The organism is Thalassospira sp. A3_1, from assembly GCF_017744215.1.
GTDB classification, from domain to species: domain Bacteria; phylum Pseudomonadota; class Alphaproteobacteria; order Rhodospirillales; family Thalassospiraceae; genus Thalassospira; species Thalassospira lucentensis_A.
Genome location: NZ_JAGHQQ010000004.1, coordinates 70,274 through 96,024 on the forward strand (window position 1 = coordinate 70,274; position 25,751 = coordinate 96,024).

At 55.9% G+C, this 25,751-nt stretch carries 22 protein-coding genes; 11 read left to right on the plus strand and 11 right to left on the minus strand.

Translation table 11 applies throughout. The features are described from left to right. Positions 1 to 23: 23 nt before the first annotated feature. Positions 24 to 1,007, minus strand: a complete 984-nt coding sequence (locus J7395_RS17115; RefSeq protein ID WP_209222647.1) for an aldose 1-epimerase — start codon at positions 1,005 to 1,007, stop codon at positions 24 to 26. 133 nt (positions 1,008 to 1,140) lie between these two features. Between J7395_RS17115 and J7395_RS17120 the strand changes: the two genes are divergently transcribed. Beyond that, the gene (locus J7395_RS17120) at positions 1,141 to 1,872 is read left to right on the plus strand and encodes a FadR/GntR family transcriptional regulator (protein ID WP_062950776.1); all 732 of its coding nucleotides are present in this window, start codon (positions 1,141 to 1,143) and stop codon (positions 1,870 to 1,872) included. A gap of 6 nt (positions 1,873 to 1,878) precedes the next feature. On the opposite strand, the gene J7395_RS17125 is transcribed toward J7395_RS17120, so the two are convergent. Further along, a complete protein-coding gene (locus J7395_RS17125) occupies positions 1,879 to 2,559 on the minus strand; it encodes an HAD-IA family hydrolase (RefSeq protein ID WP_247742255.1) in 681 nt (226 codons plus the stop codon). A 277-nt stretch (positions 2,560 to 2,836) separates the two neighbouring features. On the opposite strand from J7395_RS17125, the gene J7395_RS17130 reads away from it, so the two are divergent. Next, a complete protein-coding gene (locus J7395_RS17130) occupies positions 2,837 to 4,426 on the plus strand; it encodes an FGGY-family carbohydrate kinase (RefSeq protein WP_209222651.1) in 1,590 nt (529 codons plus the stop codon). Between the two features lie 60 nt (positions 4,427 to 4,486). Here J7395_RS17130 and J7395_RS17135 read toward each other — a convergent pair whose 3' ends face one another. The 4 genes from J7395_RS17135 to J7395_RS17150 all read right to left on the minus strand — a co-directional run bounded on the left by J7395_RS17135 (position 4,487) and on the right by J7395_RS17150 (position 8,345). After that, a complete protein-coding gene (locus J7395_RS17135) occupies positions 4,487 to 5,329 on the minus strand; it encodes a fumarylacetoacetate hydrolase family protein (protein WP_209222653.1) in 843 nt (280 codons plus the stop codon). Between the two features lie 132 nt (positions 5,330 to 5,461). After that, entirely contained in the window at positions 5,462 to 6,157 is a 696-nt protein-coding gene (locus tag J7395_RS17140; protein ID WP_209222655.1) for a dienelactone hydrolase family protein, read from the minus strand. A gap of 107 nt (positions 6,158 to 6,264) precedes the next feature. Further along, entirely contained in the window at positions 6,265 to 7,638 is a 1,374-nt protein-coding gene (locus J7395_RS17145) for an ATP-binding protein (protein ID WP_209222657.1), read from the minus strand. Next, entirely contained in the window at positions 7,635 to 8,345 is a 711-nt protein-coding gene (locus tag J7395_RS17150; protein ID WP_220150749.1) for a response regulator transcription factor, read from the minus strand. Before J7395_RS17150 ends, J7395_RS17145 begins: the two co-directional genes overlap by 4 nt. Positions 8,346 to 8,568: 223 nt before the next feature. Here J7395_RS17150 and J7395_RS17155 point away from each other — a divergent pair, with 223 nt between their 5' ends. Genes J7395_RS17155 through J7395_RS17170 form a run of 4 tightly spaced genes read left to right on the plus strand, consistent with a single transcriptional unit; the run spans position 8,569 to position 13,382 of the window. Further along, complete coding sequence (locus J7395_RS17155) at positions 8,569 to 9,753, plus strand: efflux RND transporter periplasmic adaptor subunit (protein WP_209222659.1); 1,185 nt, start codon at positions 8,569 to 8,571, stop codon at positions 9,751 to 9,753. 2 nt (positions 9,754 to 9,755) lie between these two features. After that, positions 9,756 to 11,738, plus strand: a complete 1,983-nt coding sequence (locus tag J7395_RS17160) for a MacB family efflux pump subunit (RefSeq protein WP_209222661.1) — start codon at positions 9,756 to 9,758, stop codon at positions 11,736 to 11,738. Between the two features lie 14 nt (positions 11,739 to 11,752). Next, on the plus strand, positions 11,753 to 13,189 hold the full coding sequence (locus tag J7395_RS17165) for an efflux transporter outer membrane subunit (RefSeq protein WP_209222663.1): 1,437 nt from the start codon (positions 11,753 to 11,755) through the stop codon (positions 13,187 to 13,189). 25 nt (positions 13,190 to 13,214) lie between these two features. After that, positions 13,215 to 13,382, plus strand: a complete 168-nt coding sequence (locus tag J7395_RS17170) for a hypothetical protein (protein ID WP_156484580.1) — start codon at positions 13,215 to 13,217, stop codon at positions 13,380 to 13,382. On the opposite strand, the gene J7395_RS17175 is transcribed toward J7395_RS17170, so the two are convergent. Both J7395_RS17175 and J7395_RS17180 read right to left on the minus strand, forming a co-directional pair. Further along, the gene (locus J7395_RS17175) at positions 13,363 to 15,528 is read right to left on the minus strand and encodes a dihydroxy-acid dehydratase (RefSeq protein WP_209222665.1); all 2,166 of its coding nucleotides are present in this window, start codon (positions 15,526 to 15,528) and stop codon (positions 13,363 to 13,365) included. The genes J7395_RS17170 and J7395_RS17175 overlap by 20 nt on opposite strands. An 80-nt stretch (positions 15,529 to 15,608) precedes the next feature. Continuing rightward, the gene (locus J7395_RS17180) at positions 15,609 to 16,370 is read right to left on the minus strand and encodes an SDR family NAD(P)-dependent oxidoreductase (RefSeq protein WP_209222667.1); all 762 of its coding nucleotides are present in this window, start codon (positions 16,368 to 16,370) and stop codon (positions 15,609 to 15,611) included. Positions 16,371 to 16,614: 244 nt separating this feature from the next. Here J7395_RS17180 and xylF point away from each other — a divergent pair, with 244 nt between their 5' ends. The 5 genes from xylF to J7395_RS17205 all read left to right on the plus strand — a co-directional run bounded on the left by xylF (position 16,615) and on the right by J7395_RS17205 (position 22,355). Next, positions 16,615 to 17,646: a D-xylose ABC transporter substrate-binding protein gene (gene xylF, locus J7395_RS17185; RefSeq protein ID WP_209222669.1), complete on the plus strand. Its 1,032-nt coding sequence runs from the start codon at positions 16,615 to 16,617 to the stop codon at positions 17,644 to 17,646. A gap of 84 nt (positions 17,647 to 17,730) precedes the next feature. Next, the gene (locus J7395_RS17190; protein WP_209222671.1) at positions 17,731 to 18,996 is read left to right on the plus strand and encodes a sugar ABC transporter permease; all 1,266 of its coding nucleotides are present in this window, start codon (positions 17,731 to 17,733) and stop codon (positions 18,994 to 18,996) included. A gap of 12 nt (positions 18,997 to 19,008) precedes the next feature. Further along, positions 19,009 to 19,827 carry an ATP-binding cassette domain-containing protein gene (locus J7395_RS17195; RefSeq protein ID WP_170954231.1) on the plus strand — a complete coding sequence of 273 codons (819 nt, stop codon included), beginning with the start codon at positions 19,009 to 19,011 and terminating at the stop codon, positions 19,825 to 19,827. Next, complete coding sequence (locus tag J7395_RS17200) at positions 19,824 to 21,005, plus strand: fumarylacetoacetate hydrolase family protein (protein ID WP_209222673.1); 1,182 nt, start codon at positions 19,824 to 19,826, stop codon at positions 21,003 to 21,005. The genes J7395_RS17195 and J7395_RS17200 overlap by 4 nt, the downstream gene beginning before the upstream one ends. A gap of 105 nt (positions 21,006 to 21,110) precedes the next feature. Further along, positions 21,111 to 22,355: an ROK family transcriptional regulator gene (locus tag J7395_RS17205; RefSeq protein WP_209222675.1), complete on the plus strand. Its 1,245-nt coding sequence runs from the start codon at positions 21,111 to 21,113 to the stop codon at positions 22,353 to 22,355. 83 nt (positions 22,356 to 22,438) lie between these two features. Here J7395_RS17205 and J7395_RS17210 read toward each other — a convergent pair whose 3' ends face one another. From J7395_RS17210 to J7395_RS17220, 3 genes are read right to left on the minus strand one after another with little or no spacing between them, the layout of a single operon-like run. Next, entirely contained in the window at positions 22,439 to 23,164 is a 726-nt protein-coding gene (locus tag J7395_RS17210) for a ribonuclease activity regulator RraA (RefSeq protein WP_062959041.1), read from the minus strand. Positions 23,165 to 23,223: 59 nt separating this feature from the next. Further along, positions 23,224 to 24,738, minus strand: a complete 1,515-nt coding sequence (locus tag J7395_RS17215; protein WP_209222677.1) for an aldehyde dehydrogenase (NADP(+)) — start codon at positions 24,736 to 24,738, stop codon at positions 23,224 to 23,226. A 33-nt stretch (positions 24,739 to 24,771) separates the two neighbouring features. Continuing rightward, a complete protein-coding gene (locus J7395_RS17220; RefSeq protein ID WP_062959043.1) occupies positions 24,772 to 25,683 on the minus strand; it encodes a dihydrodipicolinate synthase family protein in 912 nt (303 codons plus the stop codon). Between the last annotated feature and the right edge of the window lie 68 nt (positions 25,684 to 25,751).

A 25,751-nucleotide genomic window follows, 5' to 3' on the forward strand; every position in this document is an offset into this window, starting at 1 on the left:
CTGAAGGGGTAAAGGGGAAGCAATCAGTCGACCAGTGAATAATCCCGCCTGCCGACCGGTTCCTCGTGATCATCGACAAGGCCATTATCCGATCCGGTCAAAAGGCCTGGTGTCAGGGTCATGACGCCAGAAAGCGTATCGTTATAGCCAAGCACCCTGACATCGCCGAATTCCTTGAATTCCGGACGGTTATGGACGTTTGGTACATGCGACACCGGCTCGACACAGAATGTCTGGCCGTTTTCCGGGATATAGAATTGCAGATTCGACAAAGTGTCACTGGCCTCCAGAAGCAGGCTTAACTGCCGGTCTGCCCAGACCATTTCCGCCTGTTTGTTCCAGCCGATATAATGAACATCTAGCCCCTTGTGATGGCGGATCATCTTGCCATCGGCAAAGTCACGCCCAAGATCAATCACCGTGCGCGTGGTCGGCAATTTTCCCTCATCCGTGCTAAAACAGTCGGTCGCGACAAACTGCACCCATGCGCTTTCGCCGCCGGGGAACCATGGATGCAACCCGATCCCATAAGGCATCGGTCCCTTTCCCAGATGACGCACGCCGATTTCGATTGAAATGGTATCGTTTGCAACTTTGATCTGTTGCCAGGCAACATAACAAAAACCCGTCTGCGGATCGTCATGTTTGTGATTGAAGCGGATGGTATCAACTGTCGGGCGTTCTATGTCCCAGACACTGGAAATTCCAAATCCGTGAATTGCATGCGGGTCCGGTGCCCGGTTGGCCGGAACATTGATGGTTTTGCCGTCGAATTCGAACTGGGCATAACCCAGCCGGTTGGCAAACGGCACCATCGGAAAACATCCCAGATGCGACGGATTACCCGATGTCAGGGCATAGTCGTCAATCGGGCGCAAAAGGTTGATCACCCCGTTGCCGTCGGGATGTACCCAGTCGATCCTTGAAATGGCGCCACCACGGGGCACAATCCCGACCTTGAAAGGGCCGCTGTTCCAGCGATATTCAGCTTCGGCCGTTTTGGCCATTATCGTCGCCTCGTCACTATATCAAAATCATATGATGACTTTCCGTCACCAACATCGTAGGACTATTTCAGGATGTTAAGTTTGTCATTATTAACATCTGGTTCCGATCATAGCGGATTTGCAGAGCAAGAAAATGAGCAACAACGCCGCGCGAAATGCACCACGCAAAGTTTCCCTGACCGAAAAGGTCATTGCAAGCCTGCGACACGAAATTGAAAGCGGCATGCGCACCCCCGGCAGTAAACTGCCGACCGAGCCCGTGCTGACCGAACAATTCGGCGTCAGTCGCACGGTCGTGCGCGAGGCCATCGCAGCCCTAAAGGCCGACGGTTTGCTTGAACCGCGCCAGGGAGCCGGTGTGTTTGTGCTCGCCCCCAGCCCACGCAAACTGGGTAGCGCAATCTTTGCTGTCGATTCCGCGCAGATTTCCGATGTTCTGGAAATTCTTGAACTGCGCATGGCGGTCGAGATCGAGGCAGCCGGTCTTGCCTGTGCGCGAAGTTCGGCGGCACAGCAGGCGAAAATCTACGAAGCCCTGCAGGAAATGACCGACCAGTTCGAACGCGGCAATCCGACAGAAAAGGCCGATTTCGAGTTCCACCGCGCCATTGCAGATGCGACAAACAATCGGCGCTATGTCGAGTTCCTTGAACATCTGGGCGATAAAACCATCCCGCGCGCGCAATTGCGCCGCCGTCCGCCAGAGGTCGAAGACCAGAAAAACTACATGCAGAAAATTCTGGCCGAACATCATCGCATCTTTGATGCAATTGCCGCGCGCGATGCCGAAACCGCCCGCACGGCAATGCGCGAACATCTCAGCCAAAGTCAGGCCCGTTATCAAAGCCTTCTGCGTCAACGCTAGATAAAATCAGCCCTGACTAATCAGGGCTGCGATATCATGCATGCCATCAAAAACCACGTCAGCCCCGGCTTCGTAAAGCCGGGCTGCGGCAATTTTGCGATCTTCCGCGTAGTGCCCGCCACCGACATAACCAATACAGGTCATGCCTGCGGCCACCGCGGCCTTGACCCCGGCAACGGAATCCTCGATCACCACCGCCTGTTCCGGGCGAAAGCCCATTTTATCGGCGGCATATAAAAACAGATCAGGTGCTGGTTTGCCGTTCTTGACGAAATCCGCACTATAGATGTCGGTACCAAACCAGTGACCAAGGCCGGTAACCGCCATCGTGCGTTCAAGGCGCTGCACCGAACTGCTTGATGAAATGCAAAACGCGACATTTCGGCGGCGCAATGCAGTCAAGACATCCTCGATGTCGTTTGTTTTCTGCAATTCGACGTCATAGCGGGCAAACAGCCGTTCATAAAAGAACGGTTTGAATTCTGCGGTGATATCCCGTCCGGTTTCGCTACGGATATGTTCAATCGGTGCCGCACTTGATCGCCCGGTAAAACGGGCGGCAACTTCGGCAAGATCAAGCGGTGCACCATAATGATCAAGCACATCGACAAGCGTCGCCAGCGAAATAGGTTCACTGTCGACCAGAACGCCGTCACAATCGAAAAGAACGACATCCTTGCCGGTCATGATCGGAGCCGACGCCGGGTTACGGGCGTTATCTTGGACATTTCCGGGGGCCATGTTGAACCTGGCTTCGTTGGGTTTGATCACAAAAGCCTATACAATCGCGAATGTCATCGTCAATCAAAATGAACATTTGACCAATCGATGCACTTTTGCTCAATTACATACAGCACGAATTTATCGCGGTGACCAACACGCGCGAAGAATGCATAAAACCGGGATCGGGTTTGCCTATGAAATACAGGGCTCCCGCCAACCGGCCCCGCGGGAGGAATACCATATGAGCCTTACAGACAAAGTCATTATCGGTGTGGATGTTGGCACCGGAAGCGCACGTGCTGGCGTGTTTAGCCAGGATGGAAAACTGCTCGGCAGTGCCGCCCATGCGATTGCCATGAACAAACCAAAGCCCGATTTTGTCGAACAGGACTCGGAAAATATCTGGCAATCGGTTTGCCAGTCGGTTCGCGATGCGCTGGCAAAATCAAACATCGCAGCCAATCAGGTCGCAGCCATCGGGTTTGACGCCACCTGTTCGCTCGTGATCCGCGATGCCAATAACCGTCCGCTTGGTGTCACCCCAGACGGCGGCGATAACTGGGATGTTATTGTCTGGATGGACCACCGCGCGGTCCGCGAGGCCGAAGAATGCACAAAAACCGGCGCAAAGGTTCTTGAATATATCGGCGGCACCATGTCACCCGAAATGGAATTGCCCAAACTGATGTGGTTAAAACGCCACCACCGTCAGAACTGGGACAAAATGGGTGCAGCTTACGACCTTGCCGATTTCCTGTCTTTCCGCGCAACCGGCAGCAACAAGCGGTCCTGCTGCACGATAACCTGCAAATGGACCTATCTGGCCCATCAGGATGATCCATGGGATCGCGCATTTCTTCATCAGATAGGCCTTGATGATTTCCCCGGCAAGGCCAGAATTGACCGTAAGGCATTGGGTGTTGGCGATCTGATCGGCAATTTGTCCGAACAGAGTGCGGCCGAACTTGGCCTGACCACCGATTGCGTCGCGGGTGCAGGCTTGATTGATGCCCATGCAGGGGCCCTTGGCACACTTGGCGAATATCTGGATGGCAATCTGGATGAACGGTTCGCCATGATTGCCGGGACCTCGACCTGCCATATGGCGCTGTCATCCGAACCGCGCTTCATCAAGGGCGTATGGGGCCCCTATTTCGGGGCGATTGCGCCGGGCCTTTGGCTTAACGAGGGCGGCCAGTCGGCAACCGGTGCATTGCTTGATCACATTGTTGCCATGCATCCTTTTTCGCATGCCATGGGTCGCGATGCTCACAAGCTTGCCGGCGAAAAACTTTTGCACCGGATGATGGAAACACCCGATCTTGCGCCGCGCCTACATGTTCTGCCCGATTTTCATGGCAACCGGTCACCACTTGCCGACTCAGAGGCCCTTGGCGTCATTTCGGGCCTAAGCCTTGATCAAAGCGAGGAAAGCTTCCTTGACCTTTACTGGGCAACCGCCTGCGCCATTGCCTATGGCACACGCCATATCATTGATGCCCTGAACGCGACCGGTTATGACATCAAACATATCCATCTAAGCGGCGGACACACTGCAAGCCCGGTTCTGGTCAAACTTTATGCCGACGTCACCGGCTGCAATGTCGTGATGTCCGACTGTGCCGAACCGGTCCTGCTGGGATCCGCGATGTTGGGTGCGGCGGCCCTTGATCCCGGAGGCGGTCTTGCACTTGCGTCGCGCCGGATGGCTGGCAAGGAAACCATCCACGCGCCGGACCAAACCGCAAAGGACGCCCACGATAGGCGCTATGCCATTTTCCACAAGCTTCATGCCCATCGACAGGAACTTGATGCCATGGCCGCAGGCTGATTCATCAAAAAAGCCCCGCAACATATGCTGCGGGGCTTTTCATTTTGCTAGCAAGCCTCATCAGGCCTGAATGGTTTTCTGACGCTGGCTTCCCAGCCCCTCGACGCCAAGTTCCATGACATCGCCAGGTTTCAGGAAACGCTGCGGCGTCATGCCCATACCGACACCGGGCGGGGTCCCCGTTGTGATGATGTCGCCCGGCTGCAGGGTCATGAATTTCGACAGATAGCTGATCAGATGGGCAACGCCGTAAACCATGGTTGCGGTGCTGCCATTCTGGACGCGTTCGCCGTTCAGTTCCAGCCACAGGCGCAGGTTCTGCGGATCGGCAATCTCGTCACGTGTCACCAGCCACGGGCCGATCGGACCAAACGTGTCGTGGCTTTTGCCTTTCACCCACTGCCCGGCATGTTCAAGCTGAAATGCGCGTTCGGACACATCATTGACCACACAGTAACCTGCCACATGATCAAGCGCCTCTGCCTCGGTCACATATTTGGCTTCCTTGCCGATCACGATGCCCAGTTCGACTTCCCAGTCGGATTTTTGCGAACCGCGCGGAATTTCCACATCGTCATTCGGGCCGCAAACTGCCGACGTTGCCTTGAAAAAGATGATCGGTTCAGGTGGCACCTGCATGCCTGCTTCCGCCGCGTGATCGGAATAGTTCAGACCAATGCAGATAAACTTGCCCGGTTTGGCAACACAGGCACCGATCCGCGGGTTGCCTGAGACGACTGGAAGGCCTGCCGGATCAAGGGTGGCAATTTTGGCAAAGGTGGCATCAGAAATGGTATCTGGATTGAAATCCTCGATCACCGCCGACAAATCTCGGATTACGCCGCCCTGATCCAGTAATCCGGGTTTTTCGGCACCAACAGCGCCAAAACGCAGCAGTTTCATTTTGTTTCCTCCCATGATCGGTCTATTTGCATTCCTCATACAAATAATTTGACATGCGGTCCAGCAACGATCCGCCCCCCCCAAAACAAAAGGGCCGCATATTTGCGGCCCTTTCTGGTATCTTTTATAAGGTCAGGCAAGGTTGGCGCTGAAAAACTCGGCCGTTCTTGAATTGGCGGTTTCAGCATCCTTCTCGTCGTAATGCGCCCCTCCCTTACGCGCAAAGGCGTGATCACGACCTGGATAGAAATGCAGCTCTGTCAACGGATGATCATCAAGCGCGTCCTTGATAACCGCCTGCGCATCGGCGGGGATATACTCATCATTCCCGGCAAGGTGAATGATCACCGGCTGTTTGATCTTTCCGGCCTCGCCGACATAATTGTTCATCCCACCGCCGTAATAGACCGCAAACGCATCGCCATCGGTGCGCGTCGCCGACAGGAAGGTCAAAAGCCCGCCCAGGCAGAAACCGACAACCCCGGCTTTGCCATTTGCGCCATCAAGCTTGCGCGCTGCCTGAATGGTTGCGGCGATATCTTCGACGCCCTTATCGACATTAAATGCCTGATAATAGCCAAATGCCTGTTTCCATTCTTCTTCGGTCTTGTCGGTGATTTCGATCCCTGGCTCGATCCGCCAGAACAGATCGGGACAAACCGCAATATATCCCTGCTTGGCATAGTCATCGGCAATGCCCCGCATCACGGCGTTAACACCAAAAATTTCCTGAATAACCACCACCACCGGTGCCGGTAACTTGGCAGGCATGGCGACATAGGCATCGAAATTTCCGTCTGGCGTCGTTACGGTCAGCTTGCTGGTCATGATGGTCCTCCTTGTCGATATCCGATTTTTCCGGCGACGCCGGTTGTTTCCCTGTTGAGGTATTGGATTGTACCGGTTTCGCAAGGGGTTAAATGGAAGCAATCTGTTTATTCGTCATCAACGCGCAAGGTAAATGGCAGAGTAATCAAAACATCCAGCCCACCGCCATCCCGGTTGCGAATGGAAATTTCCCCGCCATGTGCCTTGATCGCGCGCCGTGCAATTGACAAACCCAGTCCGAAACCGGCGCCGTTTATCCCCGGTTCCCCACGAATGAATGGCTCAAACATATTTTCAAGCTGTTCAGCAGGAATGCCTGGCCCCTGATCGGATATGGTGATGCAGAAAACATTACGACTGGCATCTGCTTCGGCAGAAATCCGGACAAGTTGACCTTCGCGTGAATGACGAAGGGCATTACGCACTATATTCTCAAAGGCCCGCCGCAGAAGTTCGGCGTTGCCGACCACCACCGGTACTTCACCGTGCCAGTTGCGTTTAATCGCAAGGTTTGTCTGGACCTTGATCCCGGTCGCCTCGGCCTCAAACCGGGCATCACTAACAACACGGCCCAGCAGATGGTCAATATCAAGCCATGTCTGGTTCTGGCTGGCGCCGCTTTCCGCACGCGACAGGGTCAGAAGTTCACCAACCAGTTCATCCAGACGAATGGTTTCCTTTTCAATCCGGTCAAGTGATCCTTCGATCCGTTCCGGTTTCTGGCGCGCTAGCCCAACAGCCAATTGCATCCGCGCCAGCGGGGACCGCAGTTCATGCGATACGTCGTTCAATAGGCGGTCACGTGCCTCGATCAATTGTTGCAATCGCACGGCCATCACATCGAAATCACGCGCCAGATCAGCAATCTCGTCACGTCTACGGCCGATCTTTTCGCCCAGTCGCCATGTCAGATCCCCGGTCGACAGTCGCTCGAACCCTTCCTGAAGCTGGCGGATCGGTCGGGTCAGATACCAGGCAAGCACGCCACTAAACACAAGCCCTCCCAGCACGCCCGCAATCACCAACGGGGTCGGCACATTGAACCGCCCCCGCTCCGGGATAGACGCAACGATATCGGTCACATCAAACTTCAAATGCACAAGCAACCCGACCGGGCTAACCGCATCACGTGACAGAAACCCGTTTTCGCGGATCTCCTCGAACCGGACGGGGGGGAATGTTTCAGTTACGGAACCGCGCACGGAGCTGTCGGTGCGGTTTGCATCCGGCTCGATACTGAGTCGGACACGTTCATTGTCGGGCCAGTGTGCAATCGCCTTCTCAAGCGCACCAATACCTTCGGCCTCGATAATACTTACAGCAGTATCGATATAACCGCGTGCCGTTTCCTGCAGATATCCGACATGATAGGGTTTGGGTGGGTCACCATATAACGTAAAAAGAAGCCACACGCCCTGCCAGATCCCCATGAAGGTCAAAGCAAACCCGATCAGGATTTTCCAGAATAACCGTCCTCTCATATGTCCTGCCTCAGACGATAGCCAAAGCCGCGCACAGTTTCGATCAGGCCAACATCGTTACTGACAGATTGAAGCTTCTGTCGAAGGTTGCTCATATGGACATCAATCGAACGATCATAAACCTCGCGCGGGCGGCCCAGCACCTTCATCGAAAGCTCGTTTTTTGACATTGCCCGTTCTCTGGCACGCATCAGAACTTCCAGAAGATTGAATTCCGATACCGTCAGTTCCATGTCTTGACCATCAAACTGCGCCACCCGGCGTGCGGTATTAAGCCGCAATTTGCCAAGAACGATTTCGTCGCCATTGTCCGGCCCGCCTGCATCTCGGCGGCTTTCGCCAACCGGTTCGGCCCGGCGCAGAACCGCGCGAATGCGCGCCACCAGCTCGCGTGGATAGTATGGTTTGGGTATGTAATCATCCGCCCCCAGTTCCAGCCCGACAACCCGGTCGACATCGTCGCCCTTGGCGGTCAGCATGATGACCGGCACCCGACTTTTGGCGCGCAATTCGCGCAGCACCTCAATCCCGCCGATGCCAGGCATCATGATGTCAAGCAACACCACTGCAAACCCGCCATCCAGCGCCATACGCAGGCCATCCTTGCCGTTATAGGCGTTGGCGATCTCGAACCCCTCACCTTCAAGATACTCGCCCAGCATCGTGCCGAGCTCGACATCATCATCAACAAGCAGAATTCTGGTCACGGTTTCCGGGTCTTTCAAATGCGGGTTAATTCCTGTTCATGATGACATTCTAGCGCTTAAAACGCCTGACGAAAGGCACGGATGGCGAACTTTACACATTCCTTACAGATCATTTTCATCCCCCTCACCCCGTTCTGACAAAGGGGTTGCTATGTCTGGGATACCCGATGGCTCAATTGCCTTTCGCCGTCGGGTGCGTTTCATCCAAGGACATGAAAGCCCGATGAAGAAATCATCCAGAACCGCACGTAACCTTGTCATCGCCGTGATCATCATCTTGGCAGCAGGATGGATGGCACAGGCCTATCTGTTCCCGTCCGAAGCCAAAACCGGTTATGTCACCACCAAACCCCGTATCGGCAACCTTGCCGATACGGTTCTGGCAAGTGGCACCATCACCGCCTCTAAACTGGTCAGTGTCGGCGCGCAGGTGTCCGGGCAGATCAAGGCACTGCATGTCGATCTCGGTGATGAAATCAAGGAGGGCGATCTGATTGCCGAAATCGATCCATCAACACAACAGAATGATTTGCGCGATGCCGAGGCCGCCCTTGCCAATATCAAGGCACAGCTTGCCGCCAAGCAGGCCGAACTGAAACAGGCGGAACTTGATTATGCACGGCAGAAAAAGATGCGTGCGCTTGATGCCTCGCCACAGGAAGATTTCGAAAGTGCCGAGGCAACCCTTAATGTGACCAAGGCTGAAATCGCAGCGCTCAACGCGCAAATCGATCAAGCAAAAATCGCCGTTGATACCGCCGAGATTGATCTGGGATATACCAAAATCCTGGCCCCCATGGATGGTACGGTTGTTGCCCTGCCAGTCAAGGAAGGGCAGACCGTGAACGCCGCCCAATCCACGCCGACCATCATAAAACTCGCACAGCTCGACACCATGACGGTCGAGGCCGAAATATCCGAGGCCGACGTCATCCGCGTTCGTGAAGGCCAACCGGTCAGCTTCACCATTCTGGGCGATCCCGACACGCGCTATGAAAGCACCCTTCGCGCCATCGAACCCGCCCCGACCGGAATCGAGGATGACGACGACAATACCGATGACGAAGCCGTTTATTACAATGGTCTGTTTGACATCGCCAATCCGGATCACCGCCTGCGCGTCTGGATGACAGCCGAAGTCACCATCACACTAAACGAAGTTGAAAATGCGTTGATCATTCCGTCCGCCGCGCTGAGTGGTCCGGACAAGGACGGGCTATATACCGTTAAGGTTCTTAACGACAAAGGTGACACGATTGAAAAGCCGGTCACGGTCGGCATGAACACCAATATCAACGCCCAGATCATCAGTGGCATTTCCGAAAATGACGACATTGTTATCGGCGCGACCAGCGGTGTGGTCGCCACCAGCCAATCCATACGTCGTGGCCCGGGGGGGATGTTCTGATCATGAACCAGATAGGGAGCAACACTCACAAAACCCCGCTGATCGAAATCCGCGATCTGTGGCGGCACTACCCGACGGGCGAGGATCGCATTGCCGTGCTAAAGGGCGTCAACCTGACGATTGAACGCGGCGAAATGGTTGCGATCATTGGCGCTTCCGGGTCGGGTAAATCGACCCTGATGAATATTCTGGGCTGTCTTGACCGACCGACCGGCGGGGAATACCGGGTTAATGGCCGCCTGACAGGCAATCTGGAACCCGATGAACTGGCCGCCCTTCGGCGCGAATATTTCGGCTTTATCTTTCAGCGCTATCATCTGCTGTCGGATTTAAGCGCGCTTGGCAATGTCGAAGTCCCGTCGATCTATGCCGGGTTTGATGCCGAAACACGGCGTGACCGGGCAATGGATATCTTGACCCGTGTCGGGCTTGGCGACCGCATTCATCACCGCCCCAGCCAGCTTTCCGGCGGGCAGCAGCAACGTGTCAGTATTGCGCGCGCCCTGATGAATGGCGGCGACGTCATTCTGGCCGATGAACCAACCGGTGCACTCGATAGCCAAAGCGGTGCACAGACGCTTGAACTGCTGCGCAACCTGCATCGCGATGGCCATACGGTCATTCTGGTCACCCATGATCATGATGTTGCCGCCCATGCCGAACGCATCATTGAAATCCGTGACGGCGAAATCATCCGTGATGAACGCCAGACGCAGGCCTTCATACAATCCGGTCCCGGTAAAAAGGTCGAAAACCATACCCATCGGTCATCACGCATTCGGGCCGAAATCGACCGGTTTACCGAGGCATTCAAAATGGCGCTGGTGGCGATGAATGCTCACCGGTTGCGGACCTTTCTGACGATGCTGGGCATCATTATCGGGATCGCATCGGTGGTGTCGGTCGTAGCCCTTGGCCAAGGATCGCAGGATCGCATCCTTGCCGATATCAGTTCAATCGCGACCAATACGATTGATGTCAATCGCGGCAAGGATTTTGGTGATCGCGATGCCAGTCAGATCAGGACATTGACTGCGGCCGATGCCGATGTGCTGTCGACCCAGTACTATGTCGACAGCGTCACCCCCCGTGTTTCAAGCACCGTCACCCTGCGGTATGGCAATATTGAAGTGGATGCCACTGTTGCCGGTGTCGGCACCGATTATTATCGGGTGCGCGGCTATGAAATGGCCGATGGCATCTGGTTTAACAGCCTTGCCGTCGACAAACGCAGCCAGGATGCGGTCATTGACGACAATACGCGCGAAAAGCTGTTTCCCAATGGCGAAGACCCGCTGGGGCAGGTGATTTTCCTTGGCACTGTCCCGGTACGCATCATTGGTGTCACCGCGCCAAAGGACAGCACATTTGGCAATAATGACAGCCTGAACATCTGGGTTCCCTACACCACCGCACTGACCCGAATTCTCGGCCAGAATTACCTAAGCAGCATCACCGTCCGTATTGATGACGCAGTCCAAACCGCATTGGCGCAACAGAACATCGAAACCCTTCTGACCCGGCGACACGGCGTGAAAGACTTTTTCACGATCAATACCGACACCATCCGTGAAACCATCGAAAAGACCACCAGCACCATGACGCTTCTGATTTCGTCGATTGCTGTGATTTCCCTGATTGTTGGTGGCATTGGCGTGATGAATATCATGCTGGTGTCGGTTACCGAACGCACCGGTGAAATCGGGGTACGGATGGCGGTCGGCGCACGTCAAAGCGACATTCTTCGGCAATTCCTGATCGAGGCGGTTCTGGTCTGTATCCTTGGCGGGGCGCTTGGCGTTCTGACAGCCCTTGGCATCGGGGTTCTGTTCGATGCGATGGGAAGCTCGTTTTCAATGGTCTATTCGACAACCTCGATTGTCGCGGCTTTTGCCTGCGCCACATTGATCGGAATTTCATTCGGCTTTCTGCCTGCCCGCAATGCCGCCCGGCTTGATCCGGTCGACGCCCTGTCGCGCGATTGACGGAGAATACAAAAATGATCACACGGATTTTAAAAACCGGAACCATCCTGTCGATGATTGCACTCGCAGGATGCAGCAACCTGACCGAAACACGATACTCCCGTCCGGATATTGCGGCGGAAAACAGCTGGAACGGATCTGCCACCACATCGGACAACAGCCGCGCATCCGACATCGCCGCCACGCAAGACTGGTGGCAAAATTTCGGCGATGACCAGCTTGACGCACTTATCGCCCGAGCACTTGAACGCAATAACGATCTCGCTGCCGCCACCATCAAGGTTCGCAAGGCACAACTGACTGCGGGCCTCGCCGAAGATGACCTGTATCCAGATTTTTCCGGTGGTGCGGATGCGTCGGTTTCGCGCGATCTGGACGAGGATAACGGCAGCACGCGAAGCTTTGGCACCAATGCGGGAATCAGTTACGAACTCGATCTTTGGGGCAAGCTCGGCCATGATTACGACGCCGCCCGCTGGGAAGCACTGGCGACCCTTGAAGATCGTGAAAGCACGGCATTATCGCTGATCGGCACCACCGCCACCCTTTATTGGCAGGCTGTCTATTATCAGCAGCGACTGGATATTGCACAGGCCAGCATCGATTATGCTCAGCAAACCCTTGATCTGGTGGATGTTCAGTATGCGTCCGGTTCGACATCATCGCTGGAACTGTTCGAAGCCCGCCAGAACCTTGAAAGCCAGTTGGCCGATTATACCCAGATCGAACAAAGTCTGACTGAAACCAAAAACGCCCTATCGATCCTGTTTGACCGCCCACCGGGCGATATTGCAATCCCGCGCGCGACATTGCCATCAGATGCCCTGCCCGATGTGGCCGCTGGATTACCATCCGAATTGCTGTCGCGCCGGCCCGATGTTCGGGCGGCGGAATTGCGCCTGAAGGAGAGCGTTTCGGATTTGAATTCGGTCAAAACCAGTTTGCTGCCAACCCTGACCCTGACAGGCGATCTGGGCACCAGCAGCGATCAGTTGCGCAACCTCTTGCAAAATCCAATCGGCACGCTGGGCGCAAGCCTTGCCCTCCCGTTCCTGAACTGGAACGAGGGGCAGCTCAACATCAAGGTATCCGAGGCCGAATATGAACAGGCTGTCGCCGAATTCCGTCAGACAGCCTACGAAGCTATGAGCGACGTTGAAAACGCTCTTTCGGCCCGCACACAGTATGATCGTCGTGCTGCCCGGCTTGAAGCCGCGCTTGACGCCGCACGAAATGCCGAACGGATTTATGAAACCCGTTTCCGATCAGGGGCAGTCGCCATGCAGGATTGGCTGGACGCGCAGGAAACCAGACGCACGGCCGAAGAATCCGTTCTGGCCAACCAGCTTGATCGCATTACCAATCTGATCACGCTCTATCAGGCACTGGGCGGCGACGCCACCCCGGCCAATGCCCAAACCAGCCCGGCACCGGATACCTCAGCCGCCTGATACCAACCACCAGACAGGGAAACAGATGATGCGTTTTGAAAATCTTTCGCACCATATAGGTCATGTCCTGATCCTTTTCGGGGCAGGATTATGCGCAACCGCAATCCTGCTTGGCGAAAGCCGGGCGGCACAGGATCGCAAGTATGACACTGGATTTGATCGTCAGGCGAGTATCAGTTTCGCCACGGATTGACCGCACGGCGGTCCACCACACCGGGCACAATCCCGCGTGCCGCGTTCGATACATGATCCATCACGTTACTGGCCGCGATATCGTATTGACGGGCGGCCATGCGTTTTTGCCGTTCGGCAAATAACGGTGCACGATCCGCCAGATCAATCGGGCTTCCGACGGTTTCGGTCCCGGCAAGGAACGCGTCACGATCCAGCCAGTCAAGCGTATTTTTCGTCAGATCAAGGCGCAGCACATCGCCATCGCGCAAATGACCGATGCCACCACCAGAAAATGCTTCCGGGACCATATGACCAATACAGGCCCCCTTGGTCACGCCGGAATAACGGCCATCGGTGATCAGCATACTGGATGCTTCAAGAATGCGATGGTGGCGCAGGTTCTGTGACGGCGAAAACATTTCCGGCATGCCGTAGGCTTCCGGCCCCTGCCCGCCAATGACAAAGGCAAAGGACAAATGCCCCTGTGCCAGCATGTCCTTGGGCGCATCCATATCAACCCGGTTGCCGCCATTGCGCCGGACCACGGCAGCAATCAGTTCTTCGTCCACACCATCGGTTTCAATCAAACGCGTCACCAGATCGGGCGACGCAAAATCGGCGTTGCAGACATGCTCGTTTTCGTAATAGCGCACGATGAAAACGTGATTGTCGAAATGTTCGATCAGATGGTCGCTCATACCCGATGTCTTGACCGCACAATTTTCAAAGAAACTGCCGGTCAGAACATCAACACCGGACCGCTTGCGCACCGGTATTGCCCGGATAACCGACTTATCGCCCAGCGACAGATCAACGGGATTTTCAAGATCGGCAATCCGTTCGCCCCATGTTTTGCCAAGCACGGTCGGCGCATCCAAATCCATCGCCACACCTAGATCAGCAAGCACCCGATAAATGCTTTCCATGCCGCGGTTTTTGCCTTCGGCCATTTGCTGCGCCAGAACAAAGGTATCGCGGTTTTCGGTCAGGCTATGGGCAAAGATTTCCGGCACCGGCGTTTTAAGACGCACATCCTGATAATCATCAATCGTCACATCAAACCCGGCATAGCGCATCATGAAGGGCAAATGCAGCAGCATGTTGCTGCTTGACCCCGTGGCATTATGAATGCGGACGAAATTGGCAAAGTTGCGTTTCAACAGATTGCTGATCGCATATTCGGGCTTGTTAAACACCCCAAACAGCGCATCAATCCCTGCCGCCACCGCTGCATAGGGCGGCACATCGGTCAGCAACTCCAGTTCGGGTGGTGTCAGGCCAAAGGCTGCCAGCATCGTCCGCGATGAATTGCCCGTACCGTTAAAGGCGCAAATTCCCCCCTTGGAATCACAGGTCGCCCCGGCAAGCTCATCAAGAACCCGGCGTTCCATCTTGCCATCGATAATGCCCAGCAACCGCGCACGATCCAGCAACCCGGCAAAGGCTTCATCCGATGTGCATTGCAGGATATAGCGCATGTTTTCACGAATGTCGGAACCAAGGTCATCATGCCCGGCACGATCCGCGTCATCAGCAATTTTATCAAGCAACCGGCGGGTGCCGTCGGGAATTTCGCCCCCCTTCAGCACGTGGGACGGGGCAAATACCGCCCAAACCGGGGCCTGATCACCGCGATATTTCCGCGCCTGATCGGCCGCCGCCAAACCGGCCACAACGGCGGCGGGTGATTTGTCGCACCCGGCAATCACATAAGCCGCATGATAACTGTGGCCTTCAAAGGTAATATTGACCGCCGCTGCCGTATGGTTGCGTGACGCAAGCGAATAACTTTGGCCGATATTGTTTTGCGCCGTGCCATCGCAGATTACCGGTACATGAAACAGGAACGGCACCCCGCCCATTTCCCAGATACGAATGGCCGCCATCAAGGCCTGTGGCCGATCCAGCAAATGCGCAGGATGATCCGGTGCGCCGCCGATAATCGCAATGCGTGGCCGGTTTTCCACCAGCCGCCCGACAACATCGCGGATTTCGGGCACCGCAAATTTCCGATCGCTGGCAACAACCGGGTTTTCATTCACCGCATCACGCAAAAGACGGACAACCGTAATCGGCTGATTGGCCAACCCCTGAATACAGTCGCGATAGGGATTGGCTTTTTCATCAATGGTGATGGCATTGGGGATGGATCGGGATTGGGGCATGATCGACTCTGACTGCGGGATATCGGGGCTGCGGAATACTGGCGATTATGGCGTAACGTTACTTCGTTCTGGGCAGACTATCAGACAAGTCCGCCGTCGACGATAAAGCTTTGTGACGAACATGCCGATGACACGTCAGATGCGAGGAAAAGCACCATCTGTGCAACATCATCCCCGACAAGTCGACGCTTGATGCATTGTTCGGACTGAATGCGCTCTTCATCTTCCGGGCTGATCCAAAGGTCAAGCTGTCGCTGGGTAATGATACAGCCCGGAATGACCGTATTGACCCGAATACCATCAGCACCCCAATCACGCGCCAGTGCGCGCGTCATGCCAACCACACCGGCTTTGGCCGTTTCATAACCGACCAGATCGGGCAGCCCCATCAAATAACTTACCGAACTGAAATTAATGATGCTGCCCCGGCCCTTCTCAGCCATGCCCTTTGCCACAGCACGCGAACAGAAAAACTGGTGTGACAGATTGACATCAAGCTTGTCACGCCATTCATCCGGCCCGGTTTCTTCGGGGCTGTGGCGATCATCACGCGCGGCATTATTGACCAGCACATCAATCACGCCGATTTTCGATGCCATTTCGGTAACGGCCTTGGGAATCCGGGCCTGATCGCGCAGATCAAGTGACATGTAATGCGGACGCACATCCAGATCGCGTTCGATTTCGGCACACAGTTTTGCCGCAGCAGCATCATCGATATCAAAAAAACCGACCCGCGCCCCCTGCACACAAAAAGCCCGGACGATAGAAGCGCCAATGCCCGATGCGCCACCGGTCACAAGAACCGATTTGCCCTGTATGTCGTGATAACTCGCTGTCATGACGTTCCCTGACTTGTTTTCATCTTTTATTTTTCACTATCAAATTAAATGCTGCACTGCACCAACTCAAATCCACATAAAATCAACCAAATGTGCGGTTCAATGATGGATTTGAGCCTGAAAAGCGAGATTTTTAATTTGTTCATTAAAAAAAATTTGACAGGACGGATCGAAGGCGTCAACATTTTTTCGACAACAAAAATAAATGTCACTGCAAGACACATATCATTCAGGGAAGAAACAGATGAAAAAACTCCTCTCCTCGGTCGCACTGGCCGGTGCCGTGCTGTTTTCCGCCAACGCCTTTGCCGACGATCTGATCGTTGGTGTCAGTTGGTCGAACTTCCAGGAAGAACGCTGGAAAACCGACGAAGCCGCCATTGTGAAGGCGCTTGAAGCAGTTGGCGCACAATATATCAGTGCCGATGCCCAAAGCTCTCCGTCCAAACAGCTTTCCGATATCGAAAGCCTGATTTCGCGTGGCGCAGATGCCCTTATCGTTCTGGCACAGGATTCCTCATCCATTGGTGCTGCAGTCACACAGGCGATCAATGAAGGCATTCCGGTGGTTGGCTACGACCGCCTGATCGAAGACCCGAACGCCTATTACATTACGTTCAACAACAAGGAAGTCGGCCGTCTTCAGGCCGAAGCCGTGTTTGCCGAACAGCCGAAAGGCAATTACGTCTTCATCAAGGGCGCACCGACCGACCCGAACGCCAATATCCTGCATGAAGGCCAGCTTGAAATCCTTCAGGCCGCTATCGATAGCGGCGACATCAAAGTCGTCGGCGAAGCTTATACCGATAGCTGGCAGCCAGCCATCGCCCAGCGCAACATGGAACAGTTCCTGACCGCTGCCGATAACAAGGTTGATGCCGTTGTCGCCTCGAACGATGGCACTGCTGGCGGCGTGGTTGCCGCCCTCTCGGCACAGGGCATGCAGGGCATCCCGGTTTCCGGTCAGGATGGTGATCACGCCGCACTTAACCGTGTTGCTCTTGGCACCCAGACGGTTTCGGTCTGGAAAGATGCCCGCCTTCTGGGACAGCGCGCAGCCGAAATCGCGGTTGAGCTGGCAAAAGGTGCAAAACTTGGCGATGTCGAAGGCACCCAGGACTGGAACAGCCCGAACGGCGTCACCATGAAATCCTACTTCCTTGATCCGGTGGCGATCACCCAGAACAAACTTGATCTTGTGATTGAAGCAGGCTGGGTATCGAAAGACGTCGTCTGCAAAGGGGTTGAAAGCGGCAAGGTCGCTGCCTGTAACTAGGCAGGTTTCCTCCCTCCGACCTTGTTAAACCCCGGGGCCGGCCGCACCCTTTCGACCGGCCCCGCTGCCTGACGAGCATTTTACATGACAAGACTACTTGCCAAGATGGAAGTCGACCGCCGCCTTGTGGGGCTCGCCGTTGTGCTTCTGGTTATCTGGATCGGCTTTGATATCGCATCCGGCGGCCGCTTCATCACCCCGCGAAACATCTTTAACCTGTCGGTCCAGACCGCCTCTGTTGCCGTGATGGCCTGCGGGATGGTCCTGATTATCGTCACCCGCCATATCGATCTTTCGGTCGGTGCGATGCTGGGTGTTCTGGCGATGATCATGGGTGTGGTGCAAACCGACTTCCTGCCGCAATTCCTTGAATACAATCATCCGATGACTTGGATCATCACCCTGCTTGTCGGCTTGGTCGTCGGGGCTGCAATTGGTGGCGTTCAGGGGCTTGCCGTTGGCTATCTTGGCGTTCCGGCCTTTATCGTAACCCTGGGCGGGCTCCTGGTCTGGCGCGGGGCGGCATGGTGGGTCACACAGGGGCGTACCGTTGCTCCTCTCGATCACAATTTCATGCTGCTTGGCGGCGGGATCGAAGGCACGATTGGCGCCACATGGAGCTGGATCGTGGCCGCGATTGCGATTGTCGCGATCATCTATGCCGCGATCATGGAACGCCGCCGCAGGCTTTCCTTCCAGTTCCCGGTCAAACCGATCTGGGCGGAATATACCAATACACTGATCAAGGCCGGGCTGGTTCTGGTGGCGATCATCACGCTAAATGCCTATCACCTGCCCGAACGCGCCGCCGAACGTATTCTTGAGGATCGCGGCATTCCGGTAACGGCAGAAAACCTTGTGATTTCGCACGGCATTCCGATCCCGCTTCTGATTGTGGCACTGGTCGCCATCGTGCTGACCATCGTTGCCAAACGCACCCGGTTCGGGCGCTATGTCTTTGCCATGGGCGGCAACCCGCAGGCAGCCGAACTGGCCGGGATCAATGTCAAACGCATGACGGTTGCGGTCTTTGCCCTGATGGGTGTCCTGTGCGCGATCAGTGCGGCGATTTCCTCGGCACGCCTGCAATCGGCGGGCAACGATCTTGGCACGCTTGACGAATTGCGCGTGATTGCTGCGGTTGTGATTGGCGGCACGTCGCTGGCGGGCGGTGTTGGCACCATTTACGGTGCGCTGATTGGCGCCCTAGTGATGCAAAGCCTGCAAAGCGGTATGGCGCTTCTGGGCGTTGATACATCGCTGCAAAGCATCGTCATCGGCCTTGTGCTTGTCCTTGCCGTGTTCAGCGACAAATATTTCCACCGTCGCTATAGCGCCCCGACCAGCTAGGAGCATAGGGATATGAACGATATCAAAACCGGTCAAAACCCGCTGGTCGAAATGCGCGACATTCATATCAGCTTTGGCGGGGTCAAGGCGGTCGACGGGGTTTCCATCGATCTTTATCCCGGCGAAGTGGTTGGCGTGCTTGGCCATAATGGTGCAGGCAAATCAACCCTGATCAAGGTGCTTTCGGGCGCATATAAGGCCGATACAGGCCAGATCATCGTCGATGGCCGCGAAGCCAAGATTGAAAACGCCCGCGATGCCCGTGACAACAATATCGAAACCATCTATCAGAACCTGGCCCTTGCCGACAATCTGGACGCCGCACAGAACCTGTTTCTGGGTCGCGAAATCGTCGACAGGCTCGGCTTTCTGGATGACGCGGCAATGGAACACAAAGCCCGCGAAGTCCTGCATCGCCTGAACCCGAATTTCCATAAATTCACATCACCGGTTTCGGCCCTTTCGGGCGGGCAACGCCAATCGGTCGCGATTGCGCGCGCGCTTTTGTTCGAAGCCCGCGTCCTGATCATGGATGAACCCTGCGCGGCACTTGGCGTTCATGAAACCCGCATGGTCGGCGAACTGATTGCCCAGCTTAAACGTGACGGGCTCGGTATTTTGTTGATCAGTCACGATCTTCATGATGTGTTTGATTTGTCTGATCGTTTGCATGTTATGAAGAACGGCAAGCTGGTCGGCACCGTCCCGACCAAGGATGTCACCCATGACGATGTTCTGGGCATGATCATTCTGGGTAAAATGCCCGAACATCTTATGCATCTGGCCGGGCCGGGTGCCACCAACGCCCCGAACAAAGAGGCTCCCGAATGACTATCGACTTTCCGAATACCGCCCGCGATATTCTGCCCGACGATCATGGCAATGCCATCTTGGTTGGTCGCGTCTGGGATCCACGCGTTTCCGGCCCGACCCCGGTCGTTGTCGATCAGGGAAACCTTCGCGATATCAGCAAACTGGCCCCGACGATCAGCCAGCTTCTCGAACGCGAGGACTTGGTGTCCCAGCTTCGTAACCCGTCGGGTTTCCCGCTGGTCGGCACCCTGGATGACATTGTTGCCGCATCCATGCCCGGTGCAGGATCGCAAACCTTGCATCTGCTCAGCCCCAATGATCTTCAGGCGATCAAGGCCAGCGGTGTCACCTTTGTCGCAAGCCTTCTGGAACGTGTGATCGAAGAACAGGCGCGCGGCGACGCCAGCAAGGCCGACCTGATCCGCACCGAAATCACCGGCATTATCGGCGATGACCTGTCACAGATCGAACCGGGATCGAAAAAAGCCGCGGACATCAAGGAAGTCCTGATCGGCAAAGGCGCATGGTCGCAATATCTTGAAGTCGGCATTGGCCCGGATGCGGAAATCTTCACCAAATCCCCGCCGATGTCGGCCGTGGGTCATGGCGCGCATGTTGGCCTGCATCCGATTTCAAACTGGAACAACCCGGAACCCGAAGTCGTTCTCGCCGTCAGCTCAAAGGGCAAAATCATCGGTGCGACCCTTGGCAACGATGTCAACCTGCGCGACGTCGAAGGCCGCTCAGCATTGCTTCTGGGCAAGGCAAAGGACAATAACGGCTCCTGCGCCATCGGACCGTTCATCCGCATTTTTGATGGTAATTTCACGCTTGAAACCGTCAAGCAGGCCGATCTTAAAATGGCGGTCGACGGACAGGATGGCTATCACCTTGATGCTGGCTCCTCCATGAGCCAGATCAGTCGTTCACCCGAAAGCCTCGCCGCACAGGCATGCGGCAAACATCATCAATATCCGGATGGCTTCATGCTGTTTCTGGGTACGATGTTTGCGCCCACCGATGATCGTGGCGGCAAGGGCAAGGGCTTTACCCATGAAATGGGCGACCTTGTCACCATTTCGACCCCTTGCCTTGGCAAACTTTGCAATCAGGTCGATCGGTCAGACGCAATTGCGCCCTGGACCTTTGGCATCACGGCATTGATGACCAATCTGGCCGCGCGCGGATTGCTTTAACCCGGTGCATCACCAGCTTGCCAAAGCGGTAAAAAACATGCCCTTATCCGGAGCCCGGTTTTCTCCCGGTTCCGGTCCCGCCTTGCAGAATAACAGGCCCCGCCCATGAGCCGTAGAACCGATCACGATACTCCGCGCCAACCGTCCCAGATTGCCATTCTGCGCTTTCTGCGTATCCATGGCCCGGCTGCACGGATCGATATCGGTAATGCCACTGGATTAAGCCCGGCAACCGTTACCTCGCTGACCGCCGATCTGATTGCACAGGGGCTGGTCAAGGAAACCCAGGGCACACCAAACGGCGCAAATGGTAATGGCAGCCAAAGCGCTACACGTGGCCGCCCCAAGGTTCTGCTTGATCTTGTTCCCTCTGCAGCCAGTGTGATTGGTGTCAAACTGACCATCAATCTTGTTGAAATCGCGTTGGGCAATTTCAAGGGCGAGATTGAACGCAGCATCCAGCACAGCATCAATACCCGCGATCTTGATGAAATATCGCTGGTGACGACACTTTACGATCTGATTGATCATTTCATTACCGATAACCGCGATATCGCGCCAAACCCGCCCATCGGGATCGGCATCGCCATACAGGGTGTCGCCGACAGCAACAGCGGCGAAATTATCTGGTCACCAGCCCTTCGCAATCGTCACATCGCGATTACCAAACCGTTACGCGAACGCTTTGGCGGGATTGTCCAGATGTCAAACGATGCCAACTGTATTGCGACCGCAATTACCCAGAATAACGATCTTGGCGGCAATGGCGATTTTGCCGTGATCATGCTGGGCTATGGTGTCGGTATGGGGCTTGTCCTGAACGGGACGGTCTATAACGGGCATTTTGGCGCGGCCGCCGAATTTGGCCATATGAAATACCAGCCCGACGGGCCGCTTTGCAATTGCGGGCGACGCGGTTGTATTGAAGCCTATATCGGGGATTACGCCATTTTGCGTGATGCCAGCGGCCTTATTGACCTGCCCGATCCCAACAGTCTGCATCCCAGTGAAAAACAGATGATGGATCTGGTCAGACGGGCGCGTGACGGCCACGACGACCTTGCCGATCTGTTCCGCCACGCCGGAAAGGTACTGGGATATGGTATTGCCAATCTGATCGCCCTTCTGGGACCGGAACGCATCCTGATTACCGGTTCCGGCGCACGCGCCTATGATCTGATGGAACCCGAAATCGAACGCGGCCTTCGCGAGGCACAGGTACCCGAGCTTCGCAACGGACCAAAGATCATCCACCTGCCCTGGGATAAGGATCTGGCGTTGCAGGGTGCAATCGGCCAAAGCCTTTTGCGCCATGACGAAAGCATGTTTGCCAATCCACCGGCAAACTGACCGGATCGATCACCTGAAACCGAAATGCAAAAAGCCGCCCGAAACGGGCGGCTTTACACGATATTCAGCAAAGCATAACGGGATCAGCGACCCGTTTTTTTGCGCCATGCCTCATAATTGGCTTTGGTTTCGTCCTTGGTCGCCGGATAAAGGCCGATGATCGGCTTGCCGGCCAGAACTTCTTCAAGAACGAAGTCCTCGAAGCTCTCCATGCCTGCGCATTCTTCGGCCAGCTCGTCGGCAAGATGGGCCGGAATGACAACAACGCCATCCTTATCCCCAACCAGAACATCTCCCGGGAAAACCGGCGCATCGCCACACCCGATCGGGACGTTGAGGTCATAAGCCTCGTGCAGGGTCAGGTTGGTCGGCGCCGACGGGCGGTTGTGATAGGCATGGATATCAAGTTTGCCAATGCCTTCGGCATCACGGAAACCACCATCGGTAACGATACCAACAACGCCGCGCTTCATCAGGCGGGTCACGAGGATCGATCCGGCAGACGCAGCGCGCGCGTCCTTGCGGCTATCCATCACCAGAACGTGACCAGCTGGGCATTGTTCAACCGCAATACGCTGCGGATGGTTTGGATCGCGGAAAACCTCGATCGGGTTGCGGTCTTCGCGGGCCGGAATATAACGCAGGGTATAAGCCTGCCCGACCATGTTTTCACCTTTTGGCGCAACCGGGCCGACATCCTGAATAAACTGATTGCGCAGGCCACGTTTGAAAAGGGCCGTGCAAAGCGAGGCCGTGCTGACTTTCTTAAGCTTCTCGCGCGTTGCGTCGCCAAGGACATAATCGCTCATTATATGAACTCCGTAGGTGCGCCGGGGTCCGATCACCCCGGCAAATCAATGACATGCGATCAGGCCAGATCAGCCGGCAGGACATCGGTGGGGATGTTCTGATAGCAGACCGGACGCAGGAAGCGACGGATCGACAGGGTACCAACCGATGTCGCCCCGAAATTCGTCGATGCCGGATATGGTCCGCCATGCACCATGGTGTCGGAAACCTCGACCCCGGTCGGGAAGCCGTTGGCCAGAATACGCCCCGCCTTGCGTTCCAAAATCGGCAGCAACGAACGCGCATCCGCCGCATCCCCGCCATCCATATGGATCGTGCAGGTCAGTTGACCTTCAAGCGCCTTGGCAATTGCCTGCATTTCGGCAATGTCCCTGACCCGGACGATCAGGCCAAGCGGGCCAAAGACTTCCTCACCCAGCACATGATTGGCCAGCCAGTTTTCACCGGTCGTTTCAAACAGATACGGCGTCGCATTGCGAAGATCACATGACGTGGTCAGGACTTCCTTGACACCCGATGTCGCGGCAATGCGTTTCGCCCCACTACGATAGGCATCGGCCATGCCATCGGTCAGCATGGTCTGCGCTGCCACGTCGCCAAGGCCCGCCCTGGCGGTTTCGACAAATGCATCGGCATCCGGACCATCCAGAACAACCGCAATCCCCGGATTGGTGCAGAACTGCCCTGCCCCCATGGTCAGCGACCCGACCCAGCCCTTGGCGAGTTCTTCGGTGCGGGCACTCATGGCCTTGGGCAGCAGGAACATCGGGTTGACCGAGCCCAACTCGCCAAAGAACGGGATCGGCTCCGGACGCTGCGCGCACAGATCGAACAACGCACGACCACCGCCCAGCGACCCAGTAAAGCCGACCGCCTTGATCAGCGGATGCTGCACAAGGCTCTGGCCGACATCGCGCTTGCCACCCTGAATAAGGCTGAACACGCCGGGATGAATGCCACATGCCTTGACCGCAACATCAATCGCCTGTGCGACAATCTCACCGGTTCCCGGATGGGCCGAATGCCCCTTGACGACAACCGAGCAGCCAGCCGCAAGGGCGGCGGCGGTATCACCACCAGCAACCGAGAAGGCCAGTGGGAAGTTGGACGCACCGAACACCGCCACCGGGCCAATCGGGCGCTGCATCAAACGCAGGTCCGGGCGCGGCAGGGGTGCGCGATCCGGAAGCGCTTCGTCATGACGGCGGTCAAGATAATCACCGGCAAGGATATGGCTGGCAAACAGGCGAAGCTGGCCGACGGTACGACCACGTTCACCATTCAGGCGCGCTTCGGGCAGGCCGGTTTCCTGGGTACCGATTTCGGTGATTTCCGCACCACGGGCATCGATCTCATCGGCAATTTTATTCAGGAACCTGGCGCGCTCTTCACGGGTGGAATAGCCATAGGACCAGAATGCTTCCTCGGCGGCCTTGGCAGCCTGATCGACCATGGCCGGGGTGCCGACCGGGAACGTATTGGCCGGACCATGGGCCGGTTCGGACTGGAAGGTCTGCTCGCCCGCCACCCACTGGCCGGCAATCAGATGTTTTCCTGTCAGATTATAGGACATTGGTGCCTCCTTTGCGCTGGGATATCCCGGCGCTTATTTCACAAGTTTGTTTTCGCGCATGAAACCGACAAGCTTGTCATGCTGCGCAGGCGTCAGTGGCCAGGCTGATGGCGGACGCGTCGGACCGCAATCATTGCCCAGAAGCTGCAACGCGGATTTAACCCCGGTCACATTGGTACCATTCATTTCCTCGGCCCGGACATCTTCAAATGCCCGCATTTCCGAAATCAGTTTGCGGGCGGTTTCGTAATCGCCGCCTTCAAGGGCCGCATGGATCGCCATCGAACGTTCCGGCCACACATTGATCAGACCCGACGTAAAGCCGCGCGCGCCCACCGCATAGAAAGTCGGCGCCCAAACCTCGGCCAAACCACCAACCCATACGATATCAGGATCGCAGGCTGAAATCGCCTCGGCCAGCTTCATCGGATTTGGCGTCGCCCATTTGACACCGGCAACACCTTCAACAGCACATAGATCGGCAATCGCCTTGGTGCCAATCGTATCGTTGCGAAGATACAGCATCATCGGCAAACCATCCGATGCATCGGCAATGCGTTTAAGATAGTCGACAACACCACGCGGCGCGACAAAGGGATCTGGTGGCTGATGGATCATAAGCGCTTCGGCACCGGCCTCTGCCGATGCCTTTGCCAGTGCAACCGCATCACGAATGCCGCGACCAACCCCGGCCAGCATCGGCGCACGACCATCAAGCATTTCGGCAACCGATCTGGCCATGGTAATGGCCTCGTCCGTGGTCAGGGCATAAAATTCGCCGGTATTGCCGTTTACGACCGGGAAATGAACCCCCGCAGTCAGCGCACGGTCAATAATCGGCGAAAGCTTTTTCGGCGCGACATCGCCGTTTTCATCATAAGGCGTCACAAGAATGCCGGAAATACCGGACAGCACGCCACGCAAATCGGCTTTGGAAAGTGCCATTGGTCAAAGTCCCTGAATTCTGTTGGTGATGGCGCGATGGGTGCGCCACCTGTTTGTCATCAGTCGAT

Excerpts from the sequence above, each read along its gene's own strand:
- J7395_RS17115 (WP_209222647.1), bottom strand. The coding sequence starts at position 1,007 with ATGGCCAAAACGGCCGAAGCTGAATATCGCTGGAACAGCGGCCCTTTC.
- J7395_RS17120 (WP_062950776.1), top strand. The coding sequence starts at position 1,141 with ATGAGCAACAACGCCGCGCGAAATGCACCACGCAAAGTTTCCCTGACC.
- J7395_RS17125 (WP_247742255.1), bottom strand. The coding sequence starts at position 2,559 with ATGACCGGCAAGGATGTCGTTCTTTTCGATTGTGACGGCGTTCTGGTC.
- J7395_RS17130 (WP_209222651.1), top strand. The coding sequence starts at position 2,837 with ATGAGCCTTACAGACAAAGTCATTATCGGTGTGGATGTTGGCACCGGA.
- J7395_RS17135 (WP_209222653.1), bottom strand. The coding sequence starts at position 5,329 with ATGAAACTGCTGCGTTTTGGCGCTGTTGGTGCCGAAAAACCCGGATTA.
- J7395_RS17140 (WP_209222655.1), bottom strand. The coding sequence starts at position 6,157 with ATGACCAGCAAGCTGACCGTAACGACGCCAGACGGAAATTTCGATGCC.
- J7395_RS17145 (WP_209222657.1), bottom strand. The coding sequence starts at position 7,638 with ATGAGAGGACGGTTATTCTGGAAAATCCTGATCGGGTTTGCTTTGACC.
- J7395_RS17155 (WP_209222659.1), top strand. The coding sequence starts at position 8,569 with ATGAAGAAATCATCCAGAACCGCACGTAACCTTGTCATCGCCGTGATC.
- J7395_RS17160 (WP_209222661.1), top strand. The coding sequence starts at position 9,756 with ATGAACCAGATAGGGAGCAACACTCACAAAACCCCGCTGATCGAAATC.
- J7395_RS17165 (WP_209222663.1), top strand. The coding sequence starts at position 11,753 with ATGATCACACGGATTTTAAAAACCGGAACCATCCTGTCGATGATTGCA.
- J7395_RS17170 (WP_156484580.1), top strand. The coding sequence starts at position 13,215 with ATGATGCGTTTTGAAAATCTTTCGCACCATATAGGTCATGTCCTGATC.
- J7395_RS17175 (WP_209222665.1), bottom strand. The coding sequence starts at position 15,528 with ATGCCCCAATCCCGATCCATCCCCAATGCCATCACCATTGATGAAAAA.
- J7395_RS17180 (WP_209222667.1), bottom strand. The coding sequence starts at position 16,370 with ATGACAGCGAGTTATCACGACATACAGGGCAAATCGGTTCTTGTGACC.
- xylF (WP_209222669.1), top strand. The coding sequence starts at position 16,615 with ATGAAAAAACTCCTCTCCTCGGTCGCACTGGCCGGTGCCGTGCTGTTT.
- J7395_RS17190 (WP_209222671.1), top strand. The coding sequence starts at position 17,731 with ATGACAAGACTACTTGCCAAGATGGAAGTCGACCGCCGCCTTGTGGGG.
- J7395_RS17195 (WP_170954231.1), top strand. The coding sequence starts at position 19,009 with ATGAACGATATCAAAACCGGTCAAAACCCGCTGGTCGAAATGCGCGAC.
- J7395_RS17200 (WP_209222673.1), top strand. The coding sequence starts at position 19,824 with ATGACTATCGACTTTCCGAATACCGCCCGCGATATTCTGCCCGACGAT.
- J7395_RS17205 (WP_209222675.1), top strand. The coding sequence starts at position 21,111 with ATGAGCCGTAGAACCGATCACGATACTCCGCGCCAACCGTCCCAGATT.
- J7395_RS17210 (WP_062959041.1), bottom strand. The coding sequence starts at position 23,164 with ATGAGCGATTATGTCCTTGGCGACGCAACGCGCGAGAAGCTTAAGAAA.
- J7395_RS17215 (WP_209222677.1), bottom strand. The coding sequence starts at position 24,738 with ATGTCCTATAATCTGACAGGAAAACATCTGATTGCCGGCCAGTGGGTG.
- J7395_RS17220 (WP_062959043.1), bottom strand. The coding sequence starts at position 25,683 with ATGGCACTTTCCAAAGCCGATTTGCGTGGCGTGCTGTCCGGTATTTCC.